General features: G+C 52.1%; 19 protein-coding genes. 16 read left to right on the top strand and 3 right to left on the bottom strand.

Annotated features, from left to right (window positions below; genetic code table 11):
• The first annotated feature begins 6 nt into the window (after positions 1–6).
• The 7 genes from miaA (at position 7) to INT21_RS13070 (ending at position 7,703) form a co-directional block, all read left to right on the top strand.
• Complete coding sequence (gene miaA, locus INT21_RS13100) at positions 7–945, top strand: tRNA (adenosine(37)-N6)-dimethylallyltransferase MiaA (RefSeq protein ID WP_193085312.1); 939 nt, start codon at positions 7–9, stop codon at positions 943–945.
• Between the two features lie 151 nt (positions 946–1,096).
• Positions 1,097–1,345: an RNA chaperone Hfq gene (hfq, locus tag INT21_RS13095; RefSeq protein WP_009099947.1), complete on the top strand. Its 249-nt coding sequence runs from the start codon at positions 1,097–1,099 to the stop codon at positions 1,343–1,345.
• Between the two features lie 36 nt (positions 1,346–1,381).
• Positions 1,382–2,692 carry a ribosome rescue GTPase HflX gene (gene hflX, locus INT21_RS13090; RefSeq protein ID WP_193061267.1) on the top strand — a complete coding sequence of 437 codons (1,311 nt, stop codon included), beginning with the start codon at positions 1,382–1,384 and terminating at the stop codon, positions 2,690–2,692.
• A gap of 175 nt (positions 2,693–2,867) precedes the next feature.
• Entirely contained in the window at positions 2,868–4,130 is a 1,263-nt protein-coding gene (gene hflK, locus INT21_RS13085; RefSeq protein WP_193061268.1) for an FtsH protease activity modulator HflK, read from the top strand.
• Positions 4,131–5,015: a protease modulator HflC gene (gene hflC / locus INT21_RS13080; RefSeq protein ID WP_193061269.1), complete on the top strand. Its 885-nt coding sequence runs from the start codon at positions 4,131–4,133 to the stop codon at positions 5,013–5,015.
• 199 nt (positions 5,016–5,214) lie between these two features.
• Positions 5,215–6,408 (top strand): ATP phosphoribosyltransferase regulatory subunit, encoded by a 1,194-nt coding sequence (locus INT21_RS13075; protein ID WP_193061270.1) that lies wholly within the window; start codon positions 5,215–5,217, stop codon positions 6,406–6,408.
• Entirely contained in the window at positions 6,408–7,703 is a 1,296-nt protein-coding gene (locus INT21_RS13070) for an adenylosuccinate synthase (protein ID WP_089037615.1), read from the top strand. The genes INT21_RS13075 and INT21_RS13070 overlap by 1 nt, the downstream gene beginning before the upstream one ends.
• Before the next feature lie 130 nt (positions 7,704–7,833).
• On the opposite strand, the gene cobO is transcribed toward INT21_RS13070, so the two are convergent.
• A complete protein-coding gene (gene cobO, locus INT21_RS13065) occupies positions 7,834–8,433 on the bottom strand; it encodes a cob(I)yrinic acid a,c-diamide adenosyltransferase (protein WP_193061271.1) in 600 nt (199 codons plus the stop codon).
• 224 nt (positions 8,434–8,657) lie between these two features.
• Between cobO and INT21_RS13060 the strand changes: the two genes are divergently transcribed.
• The 4 genes from INT21_RS13060 to INT21_RS13045 all read left to right on the top strand — a co-directional run bounded on the left by INT21_RS13060 (position 8,658) and on the right by INT21_RS13045 (position 13,654).
• Positions 8,658–9,143, top strand: coding sequence for a YajQ family cyclic di-GMP-binding protein (locus tag INT21_RS13060; protein WP_038485589.1), 486 nt, complete (start codon positions 8,658–8,660; stop codon positions 9,141–9,143).
• A gap of 84 nt (positions 9,144–9,227) precedes the next feature.
• The gene (gene pepN, locus INT21_RS13055; RefSeq protein ID WP_193061272.1) at positions 9,228–11,858 is read left to right on the top strand and encodes an aminopeptidase N; all 2,631 of its coding nucleotides are present in this window, start codon (positions 9,228–9,230) and stop codon (positions 11,856–11,858) included.
• 39 nt (positions 11,859–11,897) lie between these two features.
• Positions 11,898–12,857 (top strand): lipid kinase YegS, encoded by a 960-nt coding sequence (gene yegS, locus INT21_RS13050; protein ID WP_193061273.1) that lies wholly within the window; start codon positions 11,898–11,900, stop codon positions 12,855–12,857.
• 41 nt (positions 12,858–12,898) lie between these two features.
• Positions 12,899–13,654 carry a hypothetical protein gene (locus INT21_RS13045; RefSeq protein ID WP_193085311.1) on the top strand — a complete coding sequence of 252 codons (756 nt, stop codon included), beginning with the start codon at positions 12,899–12,901 and terminating at the stop codon, positions 13,652–13,654.
• A 70-nt stretch (positions 13,655–13,724) separates the two neighbouring features.
• On the opposite strand, the gene INT21_RS13040 is transcribed toward INT21_RS13045, so the two are convergent.
• The gene (locus INT21_RS13040; protein ID WP_009721950.1) at positions 13,725–13,928 is read right to left on the bottom strand and encodes a cold-shock protein; all 204 of its coding nucleotides are present in this window, start codon (positions 13,926–13,928) and stop codon (positions 13,725–13,727) included.
• A gap of 135 nt (positions 13,929–14,063) precedes the next feature.
• Between INT21_RS13040 and INT21_RS13035 the strand changes: the two genes are divergently transcribed.
• A complete protein-coding gene (locus tag INT21_RS13035; RefSeq protein ID WP_193061275.1) occupies positions 14,064–14,720 on the top strand; it encodes a LysE family translocator in 657 nt (218 codons plus the stop codon).
• 33 nt (positions 14,721–14,753) lie between these two features.
• Here INT21_RS13035 and INT21_RS13030 read toward each other — a convergent pair whose 3' ends face one another.
• Positions 14,754–16,706, bottom strand: a complete 1,953-nt coding sequence (locus INT21_RS13030; RefSeq protein WP_193061276.1) for a transglycosylase SLT domain-containing protein — start codon at positions 16,704–16,706, stop codon at positions 14,754–14,756.
• Between the two features lie 127 nt (positions 16,707–16,833).
• Between INT21_RS13030 and INT21_RS13025 the strand changes: the two genes are divergently transcribed.
• The 4 genes from INT21_RS13025 (at position 16,834) to sixA (ending at position 20,850) form a co-directional block, all read left to right on the top strand.
• Entirely contained in the window at positions 16,834–17,181 is a 348-nt protein-coding gene (locus INT21_RS13025; protein ID WP_193061277.1) for a YkvA family protein, read from the top strand.
• Between the two features lie 102 nt (positions 17,182–17,283).
• Positions 17,284–19,188, top strand: coding sequence for a molecular chaperone HtpG (gene htpG / locus INT21_RS13020; protein ID WP_193061278.1), 1,905 nt, complete (start codon positions 17,284–17,286; stop codon positions 19,186–19,188).
• Between the two features lie 116 nt (positions 19,189–19,304).
• A complete protein-coding gene (locus INT21_RS13015; RefSeq protein WP_089037623.1) occupies positions 19,305–20,375 on the top strand; it encodes an NAD(P)H-dependent glycerol-3-phosphate dehydrogenase in 1,071 nt (356 codons plus the stop codon).
• On the top strand, positions 20,368–20,850 hold the full coding sequence (gene sixA, locus INT21_RS13010) for a phosphohistidine phosphatase SixA (protein WP_193061279.1): 483 nt from the start codon (positions 20,368–20,370) through the stop codon (positions 20,848–20,850). Before INT21_RS13015 ends, sixA begins: the two co-directional genes overlap by 8 nt.
• The last annotated feature ends 58 nt before the right edge of the window (positions 20,851–20,908 follow it).

The raw sequence follows: 20,908 nt of genomic DNA, 5'->3' as shown, positions 1-20,908 counted from the left end.
GAGCAGATGGTTGACACACGCCCCTGGGCGATTTTTCTAATGGGGCCCACGGCAGCTGGTAAAACTGACACGGCGATGGCTCTGCATGAGCGTTTGGGGCATGAGCTGATCAGCGTCGACTCAGCGATGGTATATCGCGGGATGGATATTGGCAGTGCTAAGCCGAGTGCTGCCGAGTTGGCGCGCGCGCCGCATCGTTTGATTGATATTCGTGATCCGTCTGAGCCGTATTCGGCCGCTGATTTTCGTGAAGATGCACTGCAGGAGGTGCGGCAAATCAGCGCGGCAGGCAGCGTGCCATTATTGGTTGGCGGGACGATGCTCTACTTCAAGCGTCTGGTGGAGGGCGTTGCTAACTTACCCGCCGCAGACGCCGCCATACGTCAACGGTTGGAAGCTATTTGGCAGAATGAAGGGTTGGCGGCACTTCATCGTATGCTGGCTGAAGTGGATGCCGATTCAGCGCAGCGCATCCATCCCAATGATCCACAGCGCTTAATGCGCGCGCTTGAAGTATATTATGTAAGTGGGCGTCCTATGAGTGAGCTATGGGCGGAACAGCAGCCAGAAACCTTTCCCTGGCGGGTGATGTCGATAGCATTAGCCCCTAGTGATCGCCAATTGCTACACAACCGCATTGCGGTGCGTTTTAAAACAATGTTGGCTGAGGGCTTGATAGATGAAGTCGCCGCCCTCAAACAACGTTCTGACATCCATCTTGGCTTGCCAGCAATGAAGAGTGTTGGCTATCGTCAAGTATGGGAGCACTTAGACGGTAAGTACGACGAAAACGAGTTAATTGAACGTGGCGTGATAGCAACTCGCCAGCTCGCTAAGCGGCAGCTTACGTGGTTAAGAAGTTGGCCGTCGCTTACGTGGGTAGACTCACAGCAGCCTGACGTATTGGATAAGGTGCTGAAATTCGTGCGTGAAAGCGGTGCTTAGCGTAAGATAGTGATTTCGTAAGCAAGTGTTTTCGAGTGGCCGGCTGGCTCTTTTGACAACCCCAGGCCTTTCGGGCAACAAGATTGCGGCGCAGCACCAGTAGGGCGCGCCATTTATAACCAACCCCAACGACAGTTTTAGGGAGAGCAACATGTCCAAAGGGCAGTCCCTTCAAGACCCGTACCTGAACATTTTGCGCAAGGAGCGCATTCCGGTCTCTATTTTCCTGGTGAACGGCATTAAATTGCAGGGCCAGATTGAATCATTTGACCAGTTTGTCATTTTATTGCGCAATACCGTCAGTCAGATGGTTTATAAACACGCTATTTCCACGGTAGTGCCTTCGCGCAACGTGCGTTTGCCGGCACAAGATCCAGCCGCGCCCGACGCGGACATCTAACACCGCTGGATAGCTAGAGAGTCCACGAGGTATTGATTGTTTTTTGAGCGCCCAGATGCCGGTGAAACGGCAGTACTTGTTCACGTTGACTTTCATGATGAGCAAGCACGTGAAGACCCGGGTGAGTTCTTAGAGCTCGTGCGCTCTGCTGGCGCAGAGCCCGCGACATTACTCACTGCTAGCCGACAGCGCCCTGACTCCCGAACGTTTATTGGGTCAGGCAAGTTGGAGGAGCTGCGAGCACTGCTCGCAGCTCACCAAGCAGAACTGGTGATCTTCAACCATAGCCTAAGCCCCTCCCAAGAGCGCAACCTTGAGCATGAGCTCAAGTGTCGAGTGCTTGATCGTACCGGTTTAATACTCGATATTTTCGCGCAGCGGGCACGAACCCATGAGGGTAAGCTGCAGGTAGAGCTTGCCCAGCTTGAATATATGTCCACTCGCCTAGTGCGCGGCTGGACCCACTTAGAGCGTCAGAAGGGCGGTATCGGTTTACGCGGCCCTGGTGAAACGCAGTTAGAAACCGACCGTCGTTTGCTGCGCGGGCGCATTAAATCTATTCATAAACGACTCGATAAAGTTCGCAGCCAGCGCGACCAGAACCGCCGCGCACGTTCACGTGCCGAGATTCACAGCGTTTCATTAGTTGGCTATACCAATGCCGGTAAATCGACGCTGTTTAATGCGCTTACCAATGCTGAGGTATACGCAGCTGACCAGCTATTTGCCACGCTTGACCCGACACTTCGTCGTCTCGAAATTGCAGACGTTGGCCCTGTGGTGATGGCCGATACAGTCGGTTTTATTCGCCATCTGCCCCACAAGTTGGTTGAAGCTTTCCGAGCAACGCTTCAAGAGGCTGCGGAAGCATCGCTGTTGGTGCATGTAATAGATGCTGCTGATCCTGATCGTGATGCCAATGTTGAGCAAGTCGATAGTGTACTCAAAGAGATAGGCGCTGATAGCGTGCCAGTGCTTAAGGTCATGAATAAAATCGACCGTCTTGATAGTGCACCGCGAATTGAGCGCGATGGCCACGGCGTTCCTGAGGTTGTTTGGCTCTCTGCTCAGCAAGGACAAGGCCTTAATTTGCTGCATGAGGCGCTAACCGAACGTTTAGCAAATGATGTTATTGGCTTCTCGCTGACACTGTCTCCGGAGCAGGGTAAGCTGCGTGCAGGCCTGCATGAGTTGAACGCAGTTCGAGAAGAGTATTTTGATGAGCAAGGGCAGTCTGTTTTAGACGTGCGCTTGCCTAGACGTGATTTCAATCAGCTCATGGCTCAACTTGGTGAGCGTGCCAATACCTATTTACCCGTCGCTTTACGCGAAATTGACGAATGGTAGTCAAGTAGGCGGCATCGCATATATGAGCTTAAATATAAGTGAGCTTGGGTATGTGAGCTCCTATGTGAACTCGGGTGGAAGTATGGTACAAGATTTATATAGCAATAATATTAAAAGCACCGGCCTTACTAATCGTAAGGCTAAGTGCAGGTGAACACCTTAGTGGAGAAGAAGTATGGCCTGGAATGAGCCTGGTGGTGGCAACCAGCACGACCCCTGGAGCAGTGGTGGCCGACGTGGTAATAACGGCGGTGATCGTGGTGGAAGTAATGGTGGAGGTGATAATGGTGGCAATAATCAAGGTCCGCCCGACCTCGATGAAGCACTAAAGAAATTTCAAGATAAATTAAACGGAATGCTGGGTGGCGGTGGCAAAAAACGTAATGGTGGTAATGGGAGTGGTAAAAGCGGTGGTGGTAAGCCGCGTAACTCTCTAGCGCTACCTGGTTTGCTGGTCGTTGTCGCTTTAGCTATCTGGGCCGCATCCGGTTTTTATCTGGTCGACCAGTCTGAGCGTGGCGTCGTACTGCGTTTCGGTGAGTATCAGGGCATCGTAGACCCAGGCCTGCAGTGGAATCCGCCGTTAATTGACGATGTTCGTATGGTGAACGTGACCCGTGTTCGGTCAGTTTCTCAAACGCAGTCTATGCTGACGCGTGATGAAAACATCGTTGAAGTGGAGATTTCTGCTCAGTATCAAGTGGCCAATCCACGTGACTTCGTGTTAAACGTACGCGATCCAGCACTGTCTATCGAGAATGCCTTGGACTCCGCCTTGCGTCACGTTGTCGGCGGCACTGACATGATCGACATTTTAACCTCTGGTCGTGAAATTTTAGGTAGCTCTGTGGCCAGCCGCCTCCAATCTTATTTGGATGCTTACGGCGCTGGTATTCGTCTACAGACAATTAACATTGAGTCAACCTCCGCGCCTGCACCCGTTATCGATGCTTTCGATGATGTTATTCGCGCACGTGAAGATCGTCAGCGTACGATCAACGAAGGGATGGCCTATGCCAATGCCATTATCCCAGCGGCTCAAGGCCAAGCGCAGCGTGTCGTTGAGCAAGGTCAAGGTTATAGAGAGTCGGTGGTGGCTGAAGCACAAGGTCAAGCTAACCGCTTTAACGCGTTGTTGACCGAGTATCGCAACGCGCCTGGCATCATGCGTGAACGTATGTACCTGGATGCGATTGAAGACGTCTTTGGTAATACTCCCAAAGTGCTTCTGGATGTAAGTGAAAATGCGCCTTTGATGTATTTGCCACTAGATCAAATGCGTAGTGGTAGCGCTGCTGGCAGTAATGCTTCTTCCAGTAACAGTGGTGATGGTAGAAGTGAATCGATTGATCCGCGGGTTCTGGATTCACTGAGGGGGAGTCAGAGCAGTTCTTCATCCTCGTCATCAAGTAACCCCATTCGCAGGGAGGGCCGCTAAATGATTAATAATCGATCCCTGCTAATCGTAGGTGGCTTGGCCGCTGTGGCTTGGCTAGCTAGTAATAGCTTGTATGTAGTGGATGAAACCCAGCGTGCCGTTAAGCTGCGTTTTGGTGAAGTCATCGAAGAGAATATTCAGCCAGGACTGCATGTCAAAATACCGATTGCACAAACGATCCGTAAGTTTGATACGCGTTTGCTGACCCTTGATACTGACACCAGTCGCTATCTGACCCTTGAGCAAAAAGCGGTTATTGTCGACTCGTACGTTAAGTGGCAGGTAGTCAATCCCACACGTTACTACGAAGCAACTGCAGGCGATGAATTAATGGCGATACGCCTGATTCAGCCGCGTGTAGACGAAAGCTTACGTAACGAGTTTGGTCGCTTGAACCTTCAGGAGATTATCGCCGAACGGCGCGATGATCTGATGACGGGGCCTACCGCTGACCTTGATGAGTTAATGCGTGAAGAGTTGGGTGTCGCGATTCGTGATATTCGTATCAAGCGTATCGACTTGCCAGAGGATGTATCAGCAGCGGTATTTGAGCGGATGCGTTCAGAGCGTGAGCGTGAAGCCCGCGAATGGCGTGCGCAAGGTCAGGAAGAGGCTGAGCGTATTCGCGCTAACGCTGATCGTCGACGTCAGGTACTGCTCGCCCAGGCCAATGAGCGTTCTGAAACGCTGCGTGGTGAAGGGGATGCAGAAGCGGCAGCCATTTTCTCCCAGGCTTATGGTCAGGATCAGGAGTTCTTCGCTTTCTGGCGCAGTTTGAACGCTTATCGTGAAAGCTTCGCAGGTGATAACAACCTGCTGGTACTGGAACCGAATAGTGATTTCTTCCGCTATTTGCGTAGTGCGGTTCCTAGTAACGGAGAGTAGTTATATGTGTGCCCAGCCCCGTTAGGTTATGCAATCCTAGCGGGGTTCATCTGGCGCACAAACGTGATAGACTTAATTAACCGGGCGTCGCCCGGTTTTTTTGTGGCCCTCATTTCACTAGCGCTTGTCCATGAACGCCTAAAACGCGTCATGATGTAGCTGCTTGTTTGGGCCTTCATTGTCTCGCAGGATTGTTCACATGACCATCGCTGACCGCTGGCTATTGCCCGACGGCATGGATGAGGTGCTGCCGCCTCAGGCAAGCCGCATGGAAGAGCTGCGCCGTGCGCTGCTTGATCTCTACCATTGCTGGGGCTACGACCAAGTAATGCCGCCGCCGGTGGAGTTTTTGGACTCCTTGCTTACGGGTACCGGTACCGATCTAGATCTTCAGACGTTTAAATTAACTGACCAACTAACGGGTCGCATGATGGGTGCATCTGCCGATGTAACTCCTCAGGTGGCGCGTATGGATGCCCACTCCCTGAAGCGGCAAGGGCCGGTTCGATTGTGCTACTGCACGAATGTGCTGCGCGCTAAAGCCGACCAGCACCAGGGTGGGAGAAGCCCTGTGCAGGTAGGGGTCGAGCTGTTTGGTCACGCAGGTTTAGAAGCTGACAGTGAAATTATTCATTTGGCACTGGCCAGCTTAAAAGCAGCGGGCGCTGATGAAATTCACCTGGCGCTGGGCCATATTGGCATTTATCGTAGCTTTGTCGAGGCAGCTGCGCTTAGCGATGAGCAGGAGCGGGCGCTGTTTGAAGCACTAGCGCTGAAATCGCCGGGCCAGTTAGCTGGGCTCGTTCACCGCAGTGTCAGCGATCCAGCTTTGGCAGATATGCTGATAGCGCTTGGTGAGCTGCATGGTGATGCAAGTGTGTTAGGGCAAGCACGAGATCGTTTTGCCGGTGCCCCCGCGCCGGTGAGGGCGGCACTTGACCAGTTGGAAGCACTCTATAAAGGCGTATTGGCGCGCTTTGATGTTTCGCTCTATTTTGATTTAGCGGAGCTGCGTGGTTATCAGTACCACACTGGTATGATGTTTGCTGCCTATGTGCCTGGTTATGGCCATGCATTGGCCAAAGGCGGGCGTTATGATGACACTGGCCGTGCTTTTGGGCGTGCGCGTCCGGCGACCGGTTTTTCTATGGATTTAAAACAATTGGCATCCCTGGCGCTGGCTTCACCCAGCCAGGGGGCTGTTTGGGCGCCTGCCCAAGAAGAAGAGTCGCTTAACGCTGCCATTGCTGCGCTGCGTGAGCAGGGTGAACGCGTGATTCAAGCGCTGCCTGGGCAGCGTACTGGGCCGGCGGAGCACAGTTGTGACCGCCGTCTTGAGTTTATTGACGGTCGTTGGCAGACAATGACCCTGACACAAGAGACGAGTGCATAATGGGTAAGAATGTCGTAGTCCTGGGTACCCAATGGGGTGATGAAGGCAAAGGCAAGATTGTTGACCTGCTCACCGAATCAGCCTCAGCAGTGGTGCGCTTTCAAGGCGGTCATAACGCAGGCCATACCTTGGTGATTGACGGTGAGAAAACGGTTCTTCACCTGATTCCCTCTGGTGTGTTGCGTCCAGGTAAAACCTGTGTGATCGGTAATGGCGTAGTATTGTCGCCTGAAGCGCTGATCAAAGAGATCCGTGAGCTTGAAGAGAAGGGCGTGCCGGTACGTGAGCGCTTGCGCTTGTCACCGGCTTGTCCGTTGATCCTGCCTTACCATGTGCGTTTGGACCAAGCACGTGAAAAAGCGCGCGGCATTGCTAAGATCGGCACCACTGGTCGTGGAATCGGGCCTGCTTACGAGGATAAAGTTGCCCGTCGTGGTCTGCGTTTAGGTGATATGCTCCACCGTGAGCGTTTTGCCTCGAAGCTTGGCGAGGTATTGGACTACCACAACTTTGTGTTGGTGAACTATCACGGCGAGCCAGCGGTGGACTTCCAGGAAGTACTGGATAGCGCTATGCAGATGGCCGAAGAGCTACGGCCTATGGTTACAGACACCGTTAGTATGGTGCATGATCTGCGTAAAGCCGGTGAGAACATCCTCTTTGAAGGTGCTCAAGGCTCGCTGTTGGATATTGATCACGGTACCTATCCCTACGTCACCAGCTCTAATACCACCGCTGGCGGAACGGCTACCGGTTCAGGTGTTGGCCCGCTTTACCTTGACTACGTACTGGGTATCACCAAAGCCTATACCACCCGCGTTGGCTCTGGCCCATTCCCGACCGAGCTTTTTGACGACCATGGCCGTCATCTAGCCGAGCGTGGGCATGAGTTTGGAGCAACCACGGGGCGCGCGCGCCGTTGTGGCTGGTTTGACGCCGTAGCATTGCGTCATGCGGTGCAGATCAACTCAGTCTCTGGTATCTGCTTAACCAAGCTTGATGTTTTGGATGGCCTGGAAAATATTCGTGTGTGCGTGGGTTATCGTAGTAAAGATGGCGATGTGCTGGATAATCCGGTTGATTCAGAAGGCTACGAAGCTGTTGAGCCGCTGTACCATGATCTTCCGGGCTGGAAAGAATCTACCCTGGGCGCTAAGAAGGTTGAGGATCTGCCTGCCAATGCACGTGCTTACATCAGCTTCTTAGAAGAGCAGGTAGGTACCAGCATTGATATTATCTCAACTGGCCCTGACCGTATGGAAACGATTGTCCTGCGTAACCCGTTTGAAGGCTAAGCGAGCATTCATGCATAAATAGTGTGTGTTTGTCAGCTGCTGAGATAATTGAGTAGTTGAAAAAAATTGAGAAGTTGAAAAAAGGGGCGATTTAATCGCCCCTTTTTGCTTTTTAGCATCCGTATTGAAACTAAAAGTCGATGCCGCGACGGGCTTGCAGGCCATTGTTAAACGCGTGCCGTACCTCTTGCATCTCTGTCACTGTATCCGCCATTGACACTAAATCCCGATGCGCATTGCGTCCGGTAATAATCACCGTTTGTTCTTGCGGTCGATTGATCAGTGCTTGCTTAACGGTATCAATATCTAAATAACCGAACTTCAACATGTAAGTAATTTCATCCAGGACAACCAGATAAGTCGCTGGGTCTGCGAGCATTTTTTCAGCTTCTTGCCATACTGCTTGGCAAGCTTGGGTATCTGACTCGCGATTCTGGGTATCCCAAGTAAAGCCCGTGGCCATGATGGCAACACTGAGATTTGCGTCTTCTTCCAGCCGATTGCGTTCACCGCACTCCCATAATCCCTTAATAAATTGCACGACACCAACTTTATAGCCATAGCCAAGCGAGCGAGTGACGGTGCCCCAGGCGGCAGTCGTCTTACCTTTGCCATTGCCCGTATTTATCAACAACAGCCCACGCTGCTCGGTAGCGTTGGCCACTTTTTCGTCAACGCGGGCTTTCAGTTTTTCCATCGACGCTTTGTGACGTGCATCGCGATCGCTCATGGTCGGTGTCCATCGGTAAGTGATTAAGTAAATGATGGCTAGGTTAATTCATCCAGCGCCAATTTAATATTGCTGTGGTTAAGTCTTGTATAGTTAATGGTGAATTCTGTTCAAGTTTTGGGGGGTGCCGAAATTAGCGCTGCAAGACACATTATGTAAGAAATTGGCCGGGTAGGGGCTAGCTGCTCTAGAATAGTGGGTCATGTCTTACTAGGAATGATGCCATGCCCTCATTTGATATTGTGTCAGAGTTTGATCAGCACGAAGCGTCCAACGCTATCGACCAAGCAAACCGTGAAGTGCAGTCGCGCTTTGATTTTAAAGGTGTTGATGCCAGCTTTTCACTTGAAGGAGAGAAAGTTCAGCTTGAAGCTGAGGTTGATTTCCAATTAAAACAAATGCTTGACGTGTTGCGCAATCGACTGATCGCGCGGGGGATTGATGCCCGTTGTATGGATATTCAAGACCCGGTGTTGTCTGGCGTGAAAGCCCGTCAGGAGGTCGTTCTAAAGCAGGGGCTTGATCAGGCTGAAGCAAAAGATGTGGTTAAGCGTATCAAAGCCAGCAAGCTAAAAGTACAGGCTCAGATTCAGGGTGAAAAAGTGCGCGTTACGGGTAAAAAACGCGACGATCTTCAGAGCGTGATGGCGCTTTTACGTGGCGAAGAGGGGCCTGAACTACCGCTACAGTTCGATAACTTCCGTGATTAATTAACTCGATCGACAGTAATACGATGATGCAGCGTTAGGCGCTGCCTCATCAAATAATTTATAAGCTTACAGGAGTCACGCACTATGTCTGATCCGCAGCCGGTTTATTTAAGCGACTATCAGCCGCCCGCCTACCTAGTTACCCATACCGAGCTGACGTTTGATCTTGACCCTGCAGCAACCCGCGTAAAAGCACGCCTGCAAATAGAGCGTCATCCAAGCGCTGATTCACAGTCGCCGTTAGTGCTTAACGGTGAGCATCTGACGCTGATATCACTCGCTATCGATGGTAGCCCTTTGGCTGATGCTGCGTATCAGTTAACGGATGAGGTGCTGCACATAGCGGATGTGCCAGAGACCTTTATGCTGGAGAGTGAGGTAGAGCTAGCTCCCAGCAGCAATACTGCGTTGGAAGGGCTGTACCAATCTAACGGCATGTATTGCACCCAGTGCGAAGCAGAAGGCTTTCGGCGAATTACTTATTACCCCGATCGTCCTGATGTGATGGCCACTTTTAAGGTAACGGTGATTGGTAACGCCACCAGTGAGCCAGTGCTACTCGCCAATGGTAACCCTGTTGATCAAGGTGCGTTGGAAAATGGCCGCCACTTTGCAACCTGGGAAGACCCGCACCCGAAACCCTGCTATCTGTTCGCTTTAGTTGCCGGTAATTTGCATAAGGTGGAAGATTCTTTTGAGACTATGAGCGGCCGCAGCGTGACGCTGCAGTTGTGGGTCGAGCAAGAAAACCTAGATAAAACCGAACATGCGATGGCCTCCCTTAAGCGTGCTATGGCATGGGACGAACAGACCTATGGCCGTGAATACGACCTTGATCTGTTTATGATTGTGGCAGTGAATGACTTCAATATGGGGGCAATGGAAAACAAAGGGCTTAATATATTTAACTCCGCTGCGGTATTAACTCATCCCAATACCGCGACGGACGCAGCCTTCCAAAATGTGGAAGGGATTGTTGCCCATGAATATTTTCACAACTGGTCAGGCAATCGAGTGACTTGCCGTGATTGGTTCCAACTCTCTTTAAAAGAGGGCTTTACCGTATTTCGTGATCAGTGCTTTTCCGCCGACACCAACTCGGCTCCCGTTAAGCGCATTCAAGACGTGTCGTTTTTCCGCACTGCTCAGTTCGCCGAAGATGCAGGGCCGACGGCGCATCCGATCCGGCCAGACCACTTTATTGAAATCACCAACTTTTACACCCTGACGATATACGAAAAGGGCGCAGAGGTTGTGCGCATGCTGCGTAATTTACTGGGTTGGGAAGACTTCCGTCGTGGCTCAGATCTTTATTTTGAACGTTTTGATGGTCAGGCAGTGACCATCGAAGACTTTGTGGGCTGCATGGCCGAGGTGTCTGATGTAGACCTTAGCCAATTTATGCGTTGGTACTCCCAGGCAGGCACGCCTGAAATCGATGCGCACGGTGAATACGATTACGCCCATGGGGAGTATCATCTCACTCTGCGCCAACGTACCCCCGCGACTCCAGGACAATCAGACAAACTGCCGTTACACATTCCCGTACGTATGGGGCTAGTGGGCACCAAGTCGGGGCAGGATCTGACATTAACACTGTCAGGTGAGAAGCTAGGTAACGACGCTGTTATTCATCTCACTGAAGATGAGCAGACGTTTGTCTTTACTGATGTTGCTGAAGCGCCTGTTCCTTCACTGCTGCGCGATTTTTCTGCACCCGTAAAGCTACACTTTCCCTATTCGCGTGAAGACCTTGCGTTTTTGCTGACGCATGACAGCGATGGCTTTAACCGTTGGGATGCGGGCCAGCGGCTTGCTATGCTGGCGTTAGATGATCTAATCGCTGCACACCGTAATGGTGTTGAAAAGGTCATGGATAGCCGTGTTGTGGAAGCCTTTAGAACGCTGCTTACCAGCGCTATGAGCGATAAAGCGGTGCTGGCAGAAATGCTGACGCTACCCTCTGAAGCCTATATTGCCGAGCAGCAGCCGATTGTAGATGTGGACGCAATACACGCCGCTCGCGAATTCGTGCGTCAGTCGTTAGCCGTTGCGCTGCGTGATGAATTTGTCGCCGTGTATAAAGCGAACCAAAGCGATGAACCCTACGCGCCAACGCCTGAACAGATCGCCCAGCGTAGCCTCAAAAACGTCGCCTTAACTTATTTAATGGCGATTGAGGACGAAGCGGGCATTACGTTTTGCGAAACGCAGTTTGCTGCGGAACATAACATGACCGATGTTCGTCTTGCGCTGACCTTGTTGGTTCATAGTGACTGTGATGATATCGCGTCTCCAGCACTGAAGACCTTTGGCGAAAAATGGGCACATGACCCGTTGGTGATGGATCAGTGGTTCACCATACAGGTGTCACGCCCGCAGCCAGATGTTCTGGAACGTGTTCAATATCTAATGCAGCACCCAGCATTTTCAATTAAGAACCCTAATAAAGTGCGTGCCCTGATCGGAGCCTTTGCCCAAAATCGGATTAATTTCCATCGTTTAGATGGTAAAGGATACGCGCTGTTAGCCGATGTGGTTATTGAGCTAAATCGCCTGAATCCCGAAATAGCTGCACGGCTGGTGACACCGTTAACCCGTTGGCAGCGTTTCGACGAAGAGCGTCAACAGTTAATGCGCGATGAACTTGTGCGTATTAAGCAGGAGCCTTTATCGTCAAACGTATTCGAAGTTGTTGAGAAAGCGCTGGCATAAGGTAAGCCAGCGAACTAACCATGGAGAGGGAATGCGCCGGTGACAGATACACAGCAGCACTATTTACTGATTATTAACGGTAAGTCTGCCGGTAACCCGGCGCTGCGCGAAGCTGTTGAAGAGCAGCGCAAGACAGGGATGTCGATCATCGTACGTTCGACCTGGGAAGGCGGCGATGCCGCTGAGTTTGCTGCCCAAGCGGTCGAGCTGGGCGCGACGCGGGTCATTGCCTGCGGTGGCGATGGTACCGTGAATGAAGTGGTTAACGGGCTCATGCGGATTGCTCATGATTTGCGACCAGCACTAGGTATTGTGCCGTTAGGCAGTGCCAACGATTTTGCTACTTCCCTCGGTTTGCCGCTGGAGCCAGGGCCAGCGCTTGAGGCCGCAAGGCACTTGTCTCCAGCGCCGATTGATGTGATCAGAATGACCGCTCAGTCAGGCGCAGAAGAAGCGGTTAGTTATTACGTCAACATGACAACTGGCGGATTTGGTGCCGAAATTACCTCATCAACCCCTAAAACGCTAAAGCGCATGTTAGGTGGTGGCGCATACTCCCTAATGGGCGCTTTGAAAGCATGGCGGCACCGTAGTTATTGCGGCACGTTGCATTGGGGGGACCAGCAGCAAGAAGCGTCGCTGTTACTTCTCGCGCTGGGCAATGGTCGCCAATCTGGCGGCGGGCAAGTATTAGCGCCAAGAGCTAAGCTCGACGATGGCCGTTTCGATGTGCTACTGGTCAAGGACTTTTCATCAGCGGCAGAGTTGCCGACGTTGCTGAATGAGTTGCAGCAGTTTCCAGCCGAAGGGCGCTTTGTGCGCTATTTTACCGCCAGCCAGCTGTCGGTAACGACTCAGCCAGATGATGAACCTTGGCCGTTAACCTTAGATGGAGAGGCGCGTCGCTATGAGCGATTTTGCGTCGAAGTAGTGCCGCTTGCGCTGAAAGTGCTGCTGCCAGAAGGGTGCTCACTATTGACGGCTAATGATCGCCACTAAGTGTTTTTTATTATTTGAACCACTGTTAAGGAGAAAATCCAATGGTAAATCGCTTTTGGATGCCGCTACTAGCCAGTCTCGCGCTGCTGCTAAGCGCCTGCGGCGACGCACAGGAAGATACTACGACTACAAATGAGCAGGACACCTCTAGCAGTGACGTGGATGCTCAACAAGCACCTACTGTTGCAGATGGCAGCGAAGAGATGGATGAAGCCGCTAGTGCGGATGATATAGAAGAGGACATTGAAGCGCGCCAAGCGGCAGAGGAGCTAGAGGCAGCAGAGGCACTGAGAGATGACAGTAATGATGCATCGGAAGCCTCAATCTCGCCCAATAACGAAGAGGTGCAGGCGGATGAAGACACGCTTGCAGCGGACCCTGAAGATGCTCTCGATGAAGCCAGTGCTATGCCTGGCGAAACCACTCGTTCAGATGTCGATGACGTTATTGCTGAGACCGAGCGCCGCTTTGAAGAAGCCCAGCGCCGCTTAGATGAGCAGTTTAAAGAAGTCGAGCAGCAGACACCGGTCTTGGAGCCGATGGATGGTGACGCTCCAACCCCAAGTTGGGAAACGGAGTCCAGCTTACCCGGTACGTCTGACTTAGATGATCATTTGGAGGCCACCGACGTAGATGCGCTAATTGAAGACACTGAGCGACGTTTTGAAGAAGCGCAAAAGCGTTTAGAAGAGCAGTTTGAGGCCCTCGAGAGTGAGCAGCCGATCAGTGAAAGTATGGACAGTGAAAGTATGGACAGTGTCGGTGAGGAGCAAGAAACTGAGCGCGCCCAGGAGTAATGTGCTTACATAATCAGTGAACACGAATAAGGCCCGCTGCATGAGCGGGCCTTGTTTTATTCCTCTGGCGTTAGACCGGACGAATGTTAGAAGCCTGAAGGCCTTTTTTACCCTGTGTTACCTCAAAGCTGACTTTTTGACCGTCTTGCAGGGTCTTGAAACCTTCAGCTTGAATTTCGGAGAAGTGGGCAAATAGATCGTCACCGCCGTCATCAGGAGAGATGAAGCCGTAACCTTTGGTCTCGTTGAACCACTTGACAGTGCCAGTCGCCATCGTCCATATCCTTAACATGCTTAATGATTGGGCAAGCATCCTTTGTGAATGCCTGCCAAAATTAATGTAGAAGCAAATAATTCAGACGTCCAGTTGTGGGCTTAAGATTTTTTAACTTTTGGCGGGCTTCCTCTCATGACGCAAATCGGTTTTATCGATGCTCAGTTTGTCTCGTTCCTTGTGGCGATAACGCTGCTATCAATAAGCCCTGGGGTTGATACGCTACTCGTCATCCGCAACACTGCCCGCGGTGGTGTTCGAGATGGTATTGCAACAAGTATCGCTATTTGCTGCGGGTTGTTCGTCCACGCAACTATTTCAGCGTTGGGTATTTCACTGATATTACTGCAGTCGGCCTGGGCATTTCATATGCTAAAACTGGTGGGGGCGGCTTACCTGATTTGGCTGGGCGTCTCCAGCCTGCTGGCGGCGCGTCGTGGCACTCCTTTGCCTGTTCAGGGCGTGATGGCAAGCGGCTCACCAGTGCCATTTTGGCAGCCTATCAAAGAAGGGTTGCTGTCCAATGTCTTGAACCCCAAAACCGTGGTGTTCTATATGGCATTTTTACCCCAATTTATCTCGCCTGCTGATCCAGCACTGCTGAAATCATTATGGCTTGCAGGGGTTCATTTCATGATTGCCAATATCTGGCAAATTAGCGTGGTGCTAATGGTGGGTGGGGCTAGTAAATGGTTGGCCAGCGCTCGTTTTGCACAAACGCTCAATGCCGCTACCGGTGTGGTGCTGGTGGTATTTGGTGTTCGTCTAGCGTTAGAACAGCGCCCGGTATAACCGGGCGCTGTGTCAGTGGAGGGGCTGTTGAGGTTATCGGCTTACAAGCAGCGCGCGATCATAGCGAACGGCCTGCTCACTCTCACTAAGTAGTGAGACGCCCTCGCTGTTGCCGCCGTTTGCCAGGCTTTCGAAAATGACCCGGTAGCTCAACACGGCCTGTACATAATCTCGGGTTTCCCGGAAAGGAATGCTTTCTACAAACAGGTCAAACGATTCCATGCTGTTGTTGCCTAGCCATTGATCTACTCTGCCTGGTCCTGCGTTATAAGCGGCGGTGGCGGCCAACCGATTACCTTGATAGCGTTCCAGCTTGTCACGCAAGTAGGTGCTACCTAAGCGAATATTAAGCTCAGGCTCTAAAACGCCGTAAGGACCTGGATCATTTAGCCCCAGTTGACGACTAACTTGGCTAGCAGTGCCTGGCATTAACTGCATTAATCCCCGGGCACCCGCAGGCGAAAGGGCGACTGGGTTGTAAGCACTTTCACGCCGGGTAATGGCCATCAGTAAATAAGGGTCGACGCCGGTTATGCGGCCCCAATGTAGGAAGCTATCACGATAAGCCGCTGGGAAACGCCAATCCAGCGCGTCCCACATTTCAGCTGCAATCGTGGTTTGCACTAAGCGAGCATGCCACTGCTGGTGAGCGGCGTAATCGGCGAGCGCCCGCGCCTGATAAGGTGTGCCATTCTGTACGGCATATAGCCACTCGCTGTTGGCTAACCCATCTTCGCCTATACGTAGGAGTGCTTCAGTGCGCTGAACCACCGGCAGGCGTGCCGTTTGTGCCCTAGTGGTTTCGTCAAAATGGTTGCGTTCTAAGTTGAGCTGGTAGGGTTGGTTGAGTTTTTCGGCAGCAGCAAAGCCATAGAAACTTCGGTCGGTTGCTGCTTGTTGGTAACGCGCTAACGCTGCGTCACGATTACCCAGTTGCTCATTGGCCCTGGCTAGCCAGTACTGCCAGCGGCTACTTTCCTGCTGACTGCTAGGCATTTCAGTGATCCAGTGGACGACATCGGTCCACTGTCTTTTGGCCAGAGCGTCGCGAACGCGCAACTCTAATACGCGTTCGCTGTTCAGCGAGGGTAGGACGCTGTCGACCCAGGAAAGGGTGCCAGGAACGTTGCGTACGAGTGCATAAAACGCAAGTTCTTCTTCGATCGCTTGGCGGTCAGTATGGGCTAAGTTGAGGCGTGGCCCAATGGCTTGCCACGTTGAGAAGGCTGCTGGGGTGTTTTCACGCGTGTAGCGCTGCATGGCGGCTTTATAAAACGCCGCCGTGGCAGCGCATTCAGGGCCAAGACAGGTAGGTGCTGAGGCAAGCGCGCCTGATGAGTTTATGACCGTTTCAGCGGTATTCAGTGCTGTTTGCCACTGACTGCTCAACAACCCGCCTAGATAGCTGCTTAAGCGCTCTTCGCCCGCCTGCCAGGCGAGCATTTTACGCTCCCAAATTGCCGTGGCATCAATGGTGCCATCCGCGCGAAGGCGATTGAACAGCGGGTCGCAGGCATCTGGCTGGGAGCTACCCACGAGCCACAGCTCAAGCCCCGCTTCGCGAGCTTCAGCAGGTGCTCTATCCAAGAGAGCTGTGTAGTAGTAACACTGACGAGCAGTGCCTGTTGGTACGCCGTCAGCAACGGCAAGCAGGTCGCCAAATCGGCCCGCATAGCCATACTTTGCGATCGCTTGGCCACGCATCCATTCTGATAGCGGTGAATCAGCATGGCGCTCGATAAACTGCAGCACTTGACTGGGGGCTGCATTAGGCAATTGGCTACGTAGGCGATGGTAGTCAACATAGCCGCTAAGGATATGCCCCTCTATCGCGCGGTCATTGATCTGTTGCCACTGCTGTTGACGTGCAGCTTCAAGTGCCTCACGCATCGCTGAGTCAGATGTTGCCCAGGAGGCAGTTGGTAAGCCGATGAGCATTGCCGCAAATAGGCTGCGAAATGTTAATCGAAATGGCGAAGCTTGCATGGCACTCCCTCTTGCTCGCTAATGGTGTCTAGCCGCTATAGTGCTAGAACTGTATTGCTGGGTCGATGATGAACTAAATGTGCCAACAATGTTCTGATAATTACGAAACCTAGAGGATTCAATAACGATGGCACGAATGTCTACGTGGTGGTTGTTTCGACGGCTCAAAACACGTGTATGGGCAGTGAAACGCATTGGCCGAGCTCTAAAGCTGTTTTTGCCTATGACGCGTGACGTGCTGCGAGGCAGTTTTCGCCCTATTCCCTGGTCGGCCTTTGGGCTGATGGCGCTAGCACTTGCTTATCTTGTCATGCCTTTTGATCTTATTCCCGACTTTCTCGTAATGATTGGCATTGTTGATGATGTTTTGATCGTAGGTTGGTTACTTAATCGTGTCGATGCCCACCTGTCAGAATATCGTAATTGGAAATATGCAGAGCAAACGCCAGCCGCTTCTTCTCACTCACCTTCTTGAAATCCCGCCGCTTATCCCCATATTGAGTTCACAACCTTTTCCGCTCTTGCCTAACGTTAGGCAGGAGCGCCAAGCACAACGTGATTAATGAGGGCTAAGCGCATGACGACGGCAACCCAGGAAGAAACTCTTGGCTTTCAAACGGAAGTTAAGCAACTCCTAAATTTAATGATTCACTCCCTGTACTCTAACCGGGAGATATTTTTACGCGAGCTGATCTCTAACTCAGCTGATGCCTGTGACAAACTGCGTTATGCCGCACTTGATAACGATGCGCTTTATGAAGGTGACAGCGAGCTGCGCATTGAAATTGAGCATGATCGCGAGGCTAACACCATCACGCTACGTGATAATGGCATTGGCATGAATCGCGATGATGTCATTGCGAATCTGGGTACTATCGCACGCTCAGGTACCGCAGAGTTCCTAAAGCAGCTCTCTGGCGAGCAGCAGAAAGACGCTAAGTTGATTGGCCAGTTCGGGGTAGGTTTCTACTCTGGATTTATCGTTGCTGATGAAGTGACGGTACACACCCGCAAAGCGGGCACTGACGCCTCAGCAGGGGTCGAGTGGCGCTCAAAGGGTGAGGGTGAGTTCACCGTTGCTGATATTGAGTGTGAACGTCACGGTACTGAAATCACGCTGCATCTTAAAGACGATGCTAAAGAGTTTGCCGACGACTATCGCCTGCAAGGGCTAGTGCGCAAATACTCCGACCATATTGAAGTGCCCGTACGTATGCCTAAAACCGAAACGGCGAAGGACGACGAAGGCAACGATATTGAAGGCAGTGAAATCACCACGTGGGAAACGGTTAACGAAGCGACTGCGTTATGGGCTCGTCCGAAAAGCGATGTCACTGAGGACGAGTACAAGGCATTTTACAAGCACGTTGCCCACGATTTTAGCGATCCGCTGACCTGGAGCCACAATAAGGTTGAGGGTAAGCTGGAGTACACCAGCCTGCTGTATGTGCCGGGTCGTGCACCGTTTGACATGTTCGATCGTGATGGCGCGCGAGGCGTTAAACTGTATGTTCAGCGTGTGTTCATTATGGACGACGCGGAGCAGTTCTTGCCCCTGTATCTGCGTTTTATCAAGGGCGTATTAGATACCCGCGATCTCTCTCTGAACGTTTCTCGTGAGCTGCTCCAGCAAGACCCCAAGGTCGATAAGATCAAGGGTGCGTTGACCAAGCGTGCGTTGGATATGCTCAAGAAGTTGGCGAAAGACAATGAGCAGTACCAGACCTTCTGGAATACATTTGGCAGCGTGCTAAAAGAGGGGCCAGGTGAAGACGCCGCCAATCGCGAAAAGATTGCTGGCCTGCTCCGTTTTGCTTCAACGCATACCGATACTGCCGCCCAGGAGCAGTCACTGGTCGACTACGTTGAGCGTATGAAAGAGGGGCAGAAGAAGATTTACTACGTGGTCGCCGACAGCTTTAATGCGGCGAAAAATAGCCCGCACTTAGAGATCTTCCGTAAGAAAGGTATCGAAGTGCTGCTGCTATCGGACCGTATTGACGAGTGGCTAATGAGTCATCTCACCGAGTTTGATGGTAAATCGTTTGCCGATGTGGCTAAAGGTGAGTTGGACCTTGGCGATGTGGAAGACGAGGAAGAGAAGAAAGCTCAGGAAGAAACAGCTAAAGCCAAAGAAGACTTGGTTAAGCGCGTCAAAGAAGCGTTAAGCGAGGGTGTTCAAGAGGTGAAAATTACCCACCGCTTAACTGATTCGCCCGCCTGTGTCGTGCTTCCTGAGCATGAAATGGGCTATCAGATGCGTCGGATTATGGAAGCTGCTGGCCAGCCATTGCCCGAGGTGAAGCCTATTCTGGAGCTAAACCCCAACCATGCTCTGGTGGCGCGTCTGGAAAATGCTGACGGCGACCTGTTTGGCCAGTTGGCGCATATTTTGCTGGATCAGGCGATCATCGCTGAAGGCGGTCATCTTGATGACCCCGCTGCCTATGTTAAGCGGCTTAATAACGTCTTAACGGCTTGATAAATCAGTAGTTGATCGACGCGGCCCGCTTGGATATCCAAGCGGGCCGCTTGTTTTAATAGAGATGATGATAAAGTAAGCGCTAAACGCACGAGACCAATGATCAGGATATCGTCATGGCTGATGAGCAGCAGATGAATGTCGCAGTGCTGGGGGGCGGAAGTTTTGGTACCGCTCTGGCGAGTATTGCAGCAGATAATGGCGCAAAGGTGCGCCAGTGGATGCGCGATGAAGCTTTGGTGACGCAAATAAATCACGAGCATCGCAATGGGCGCTATCTACCACATTATGTAATTAATCCCGCCGTCATCGCGTCTACCGATCTTCAATCGGTGCTAGAAGACGCTGAGTTAGTGCTGATTGCTATCCCTTCCAAAGCGTTTCGCAGTGTTGTTCAAGCTGCCAAACCCTGGTTAACCCCGGAACAAATTCTGGTCAGCACCACCAAAGGTATTGAGCAAGATAGCTTTTTGCTAATGAGTCAGGTGCTTGAGCAGGAAACTGGGTTTCCCCACGTCGGCGTCATAGCGGGGCCTAATTTAGCGTCCGAAATCGCTGATAAGCAGTTGACCGCCACCGTCATTGCCAGCGCCGATGCGCTTACCAGAACGCGGGTGCAGCAAGCGTTAGGCTGTCGCTATTTTCGCGTCTATGCCAGTAATGATCGTCATGGCGTTGAGCTGGGTGGGGCGCTTAAAAATATCTACGCCATTGCCGCAGGTATGGCGGCAGCGCTGGGTATGGGGGAGAACACTCGCAGCATGCTGATGACGCGAGCACTAGCAGAAATGAGCCGCTTTGCAGTTGCGCAGGGTGCTAACCCGATGACGTTTTTAGGCTTGGCTGGCGTCGGTGATTTAATCGTTACCTGCTCTTCAAATCTATCCCGTAACTATCGGGTTGGCTACGCCATGGGGGAAGGGCGAGGTCTTGATGAGGCAGTGTCGGCATTAGGTCAAGTAGCTGAAGGGGTAAATACCGTCAAGCTTGTCTGCGCTAAAGCGCGTGAAATGGGTGTTTATATGCCGCTGGCTGAGGGCCTGAATCGCGTGCTGTTTGAAGGTGTTCCGGCTCAGGAGATGGCACGCACTCTGATGATGGGCGAGCAAAGCAGTGATGTGGAATTTATTCTGCCTCGTGAGGCTGTTCAGCAAGCCCACCGTGAAAATGGAGGCAGGAATGCCTAGTGTGCTAGTTATGCGCCATGGTGAGGCTGCATCGGGGTTTCCCGATCAATCGCGCCGATTAACGCCTCGTGGTGAGCTTGAAGCCGAAAAAATGGCCCGCTGGCTGGCCATGCGTATTGAGCAGGGTGAACTATCTTCCCCCACGATTTATGCCAGCCCTTTTGTACGAGCTCAGCAGACAGCTCAGCGGATCTGTGATGCTTTGGGTGTGCAACTTAATACATTGGCGTTTATTACCCCGGAAGATTCACCTGGTGATGTCAGTGAATGGCTGCTAAATCAATCTGCAGATGCCCCGATTATGCTCGTCAGTCATATGCCGCTGGTGGGTGAGCTGGCGGGCCTGTTAGTAGAAGGAGTGCCGAGCCAGGGAATTGGCTTTCCTACCGCCGCCATTGCAGAGCTGGAGGCTGACGTGTGGGCCGCCGGTTGCGCGCAGCTAAAACGCTTTACCCAGCCAAGCCAGTTGTTATAGACACAAAAAAAGCGGCTGCCGAGGCAGCCGCTATGACATTGCTGTCACTTGTCGGTCG

Origin of the sequence: Halomonas sp. 3F2F (assembly GCF_014897805.1) — a bacterium.
Lineage (GTDB): Bacteria > Pseudomonadota > Gammaproteobacteria > Pseudomonadales > Halomonadaceae > Vreelandella.
This window is presented reverse-complemented; position numbering and strand designations above follow the sequence as displayed.

What these genes read in the sequence shown, in the direction of transcription:
- miaA (WP_193085312.1), top strand. Translation starts at nt 7, where the DNA reads ATGGTTGACACACGCCCCTGGGCGATTTTTCTAATGGGGCCCACGGCA.
- hfq (WP_009099947.1), top strand. Translation starts at nt 1,097, where the DNA reads ATGTCCAAAGGGCAGTCCCTTCAAGACCCGTACCTGAACATTTTGCGC.
- hflK (WP_193061268.1), top strand. Translation starts at nt 2,868, where the DNA reads ATGGCCTGGAATGAGCCTGGTGGTGGCAACCAGCACGACCCCTGGAGC.
- hflC (WP_193061269.1), top strand. Translation starts at nt 4,131, where the DNA reads ATGATTAATAATCGATCCCTGCTAATCGTAGGTGGCTTGGCCGCTGTG.
- INT21_RS13075 (WP_193061270.1), top strand. Translation starts at nt 5,215, where the DNA reads ATGACCATCGCTGACCGCTGGCTATTGCCCGACGGCATGGATGAGGTG.
- INT21_RS13070 (WP_089037615.1), top strand. Translation starts at nt 6,408, where the DNA reads ATGGGTAAGAATGTCGTAGTCCTGGGTACCCAATGGGGTGATGAAGGC.
- cobO (WP_193061271.1), bottom strand. Translation starts at nt 8,433, where the DNA reads ATGAGCGATCGCGATGCACGTCACAAAGCGTCGATGGAAAAACTGAAA.
- INT21_RS13060 (WP_038485589.1), top strand. Translation starts at nt 8,658, where the DNA reads ATGCCCTCATTTGATATTGTGTCAGAGTTTGATCAGCACGAAGCGTCC.
- pepN (WP_193061272.1), top strand. Translation starts at nt 9,228, where the DNA reads ATGTCTGATCCGCAGCCGGTTTATTTAAGCGACTATCAGCCGCCCGCC.
- INT21_RS13045 (WP_193085311.1), top strand. Translation starts at nt 12,899, where the DNA reads ATGGTAAATCGCTTTTGGATGCCGCTACTAGCCAGTCTCGCGCTGCTG.
- INT21_RS13040 (WP_009721950.1), bottom strand. Translation starts at nt 13,928, where the DNA reads ATGGCGACTGGCACTGTCAAGTGGTTCAACGAGACCAAAGGTTACGGC.
- INT21_RS13035 (WP_193061275.1), top strand. Translation starts at nt 14,064, where the DNA reads ATGACGCAAATCGGTTTTATCGATGCTCAGTTTGTCTCGTTCCTTGTG.
- INT21_RS13030 (WP_193061276.1), bottom strand. Translation starts at nt 16,706, where the DNA reads ATGCAAGCTTCGCCATTTCGATTAACATTTCGCAGCCTATTTGCGGCA.
- INT21_RS13025 (WP_193061277.1), top strand. Translation starts at nt 16,834, where the DNA reads ATGGCACGAATGTCTACGTGGTGGTTGTTTCGACGGCTCAAAACACGT.
- htpG (WP_193061278.1), top strand. Translation starts at nt 17,284, where the DNA reads ATGACGACGGCAACCCAGGAAGAAACTCTTGGCTTTCAAACGGAAGTT.
- INT21_RS13015 (WP_089037623.1), top strand. Translation starts at nt 19,305, where the DNA reads ATGGCTGATGAGCAGCAGATGAATGTCGCAGTGCTGGGGGGCGGAAGT.
- sixA (WP_193061279.1), top strand. Translation starts at nt 20,368, where the DNA reads ATGCCTAGTGTGCTAGTTATGCGCCATGGTGAGGCTGCATCGGGGTTT.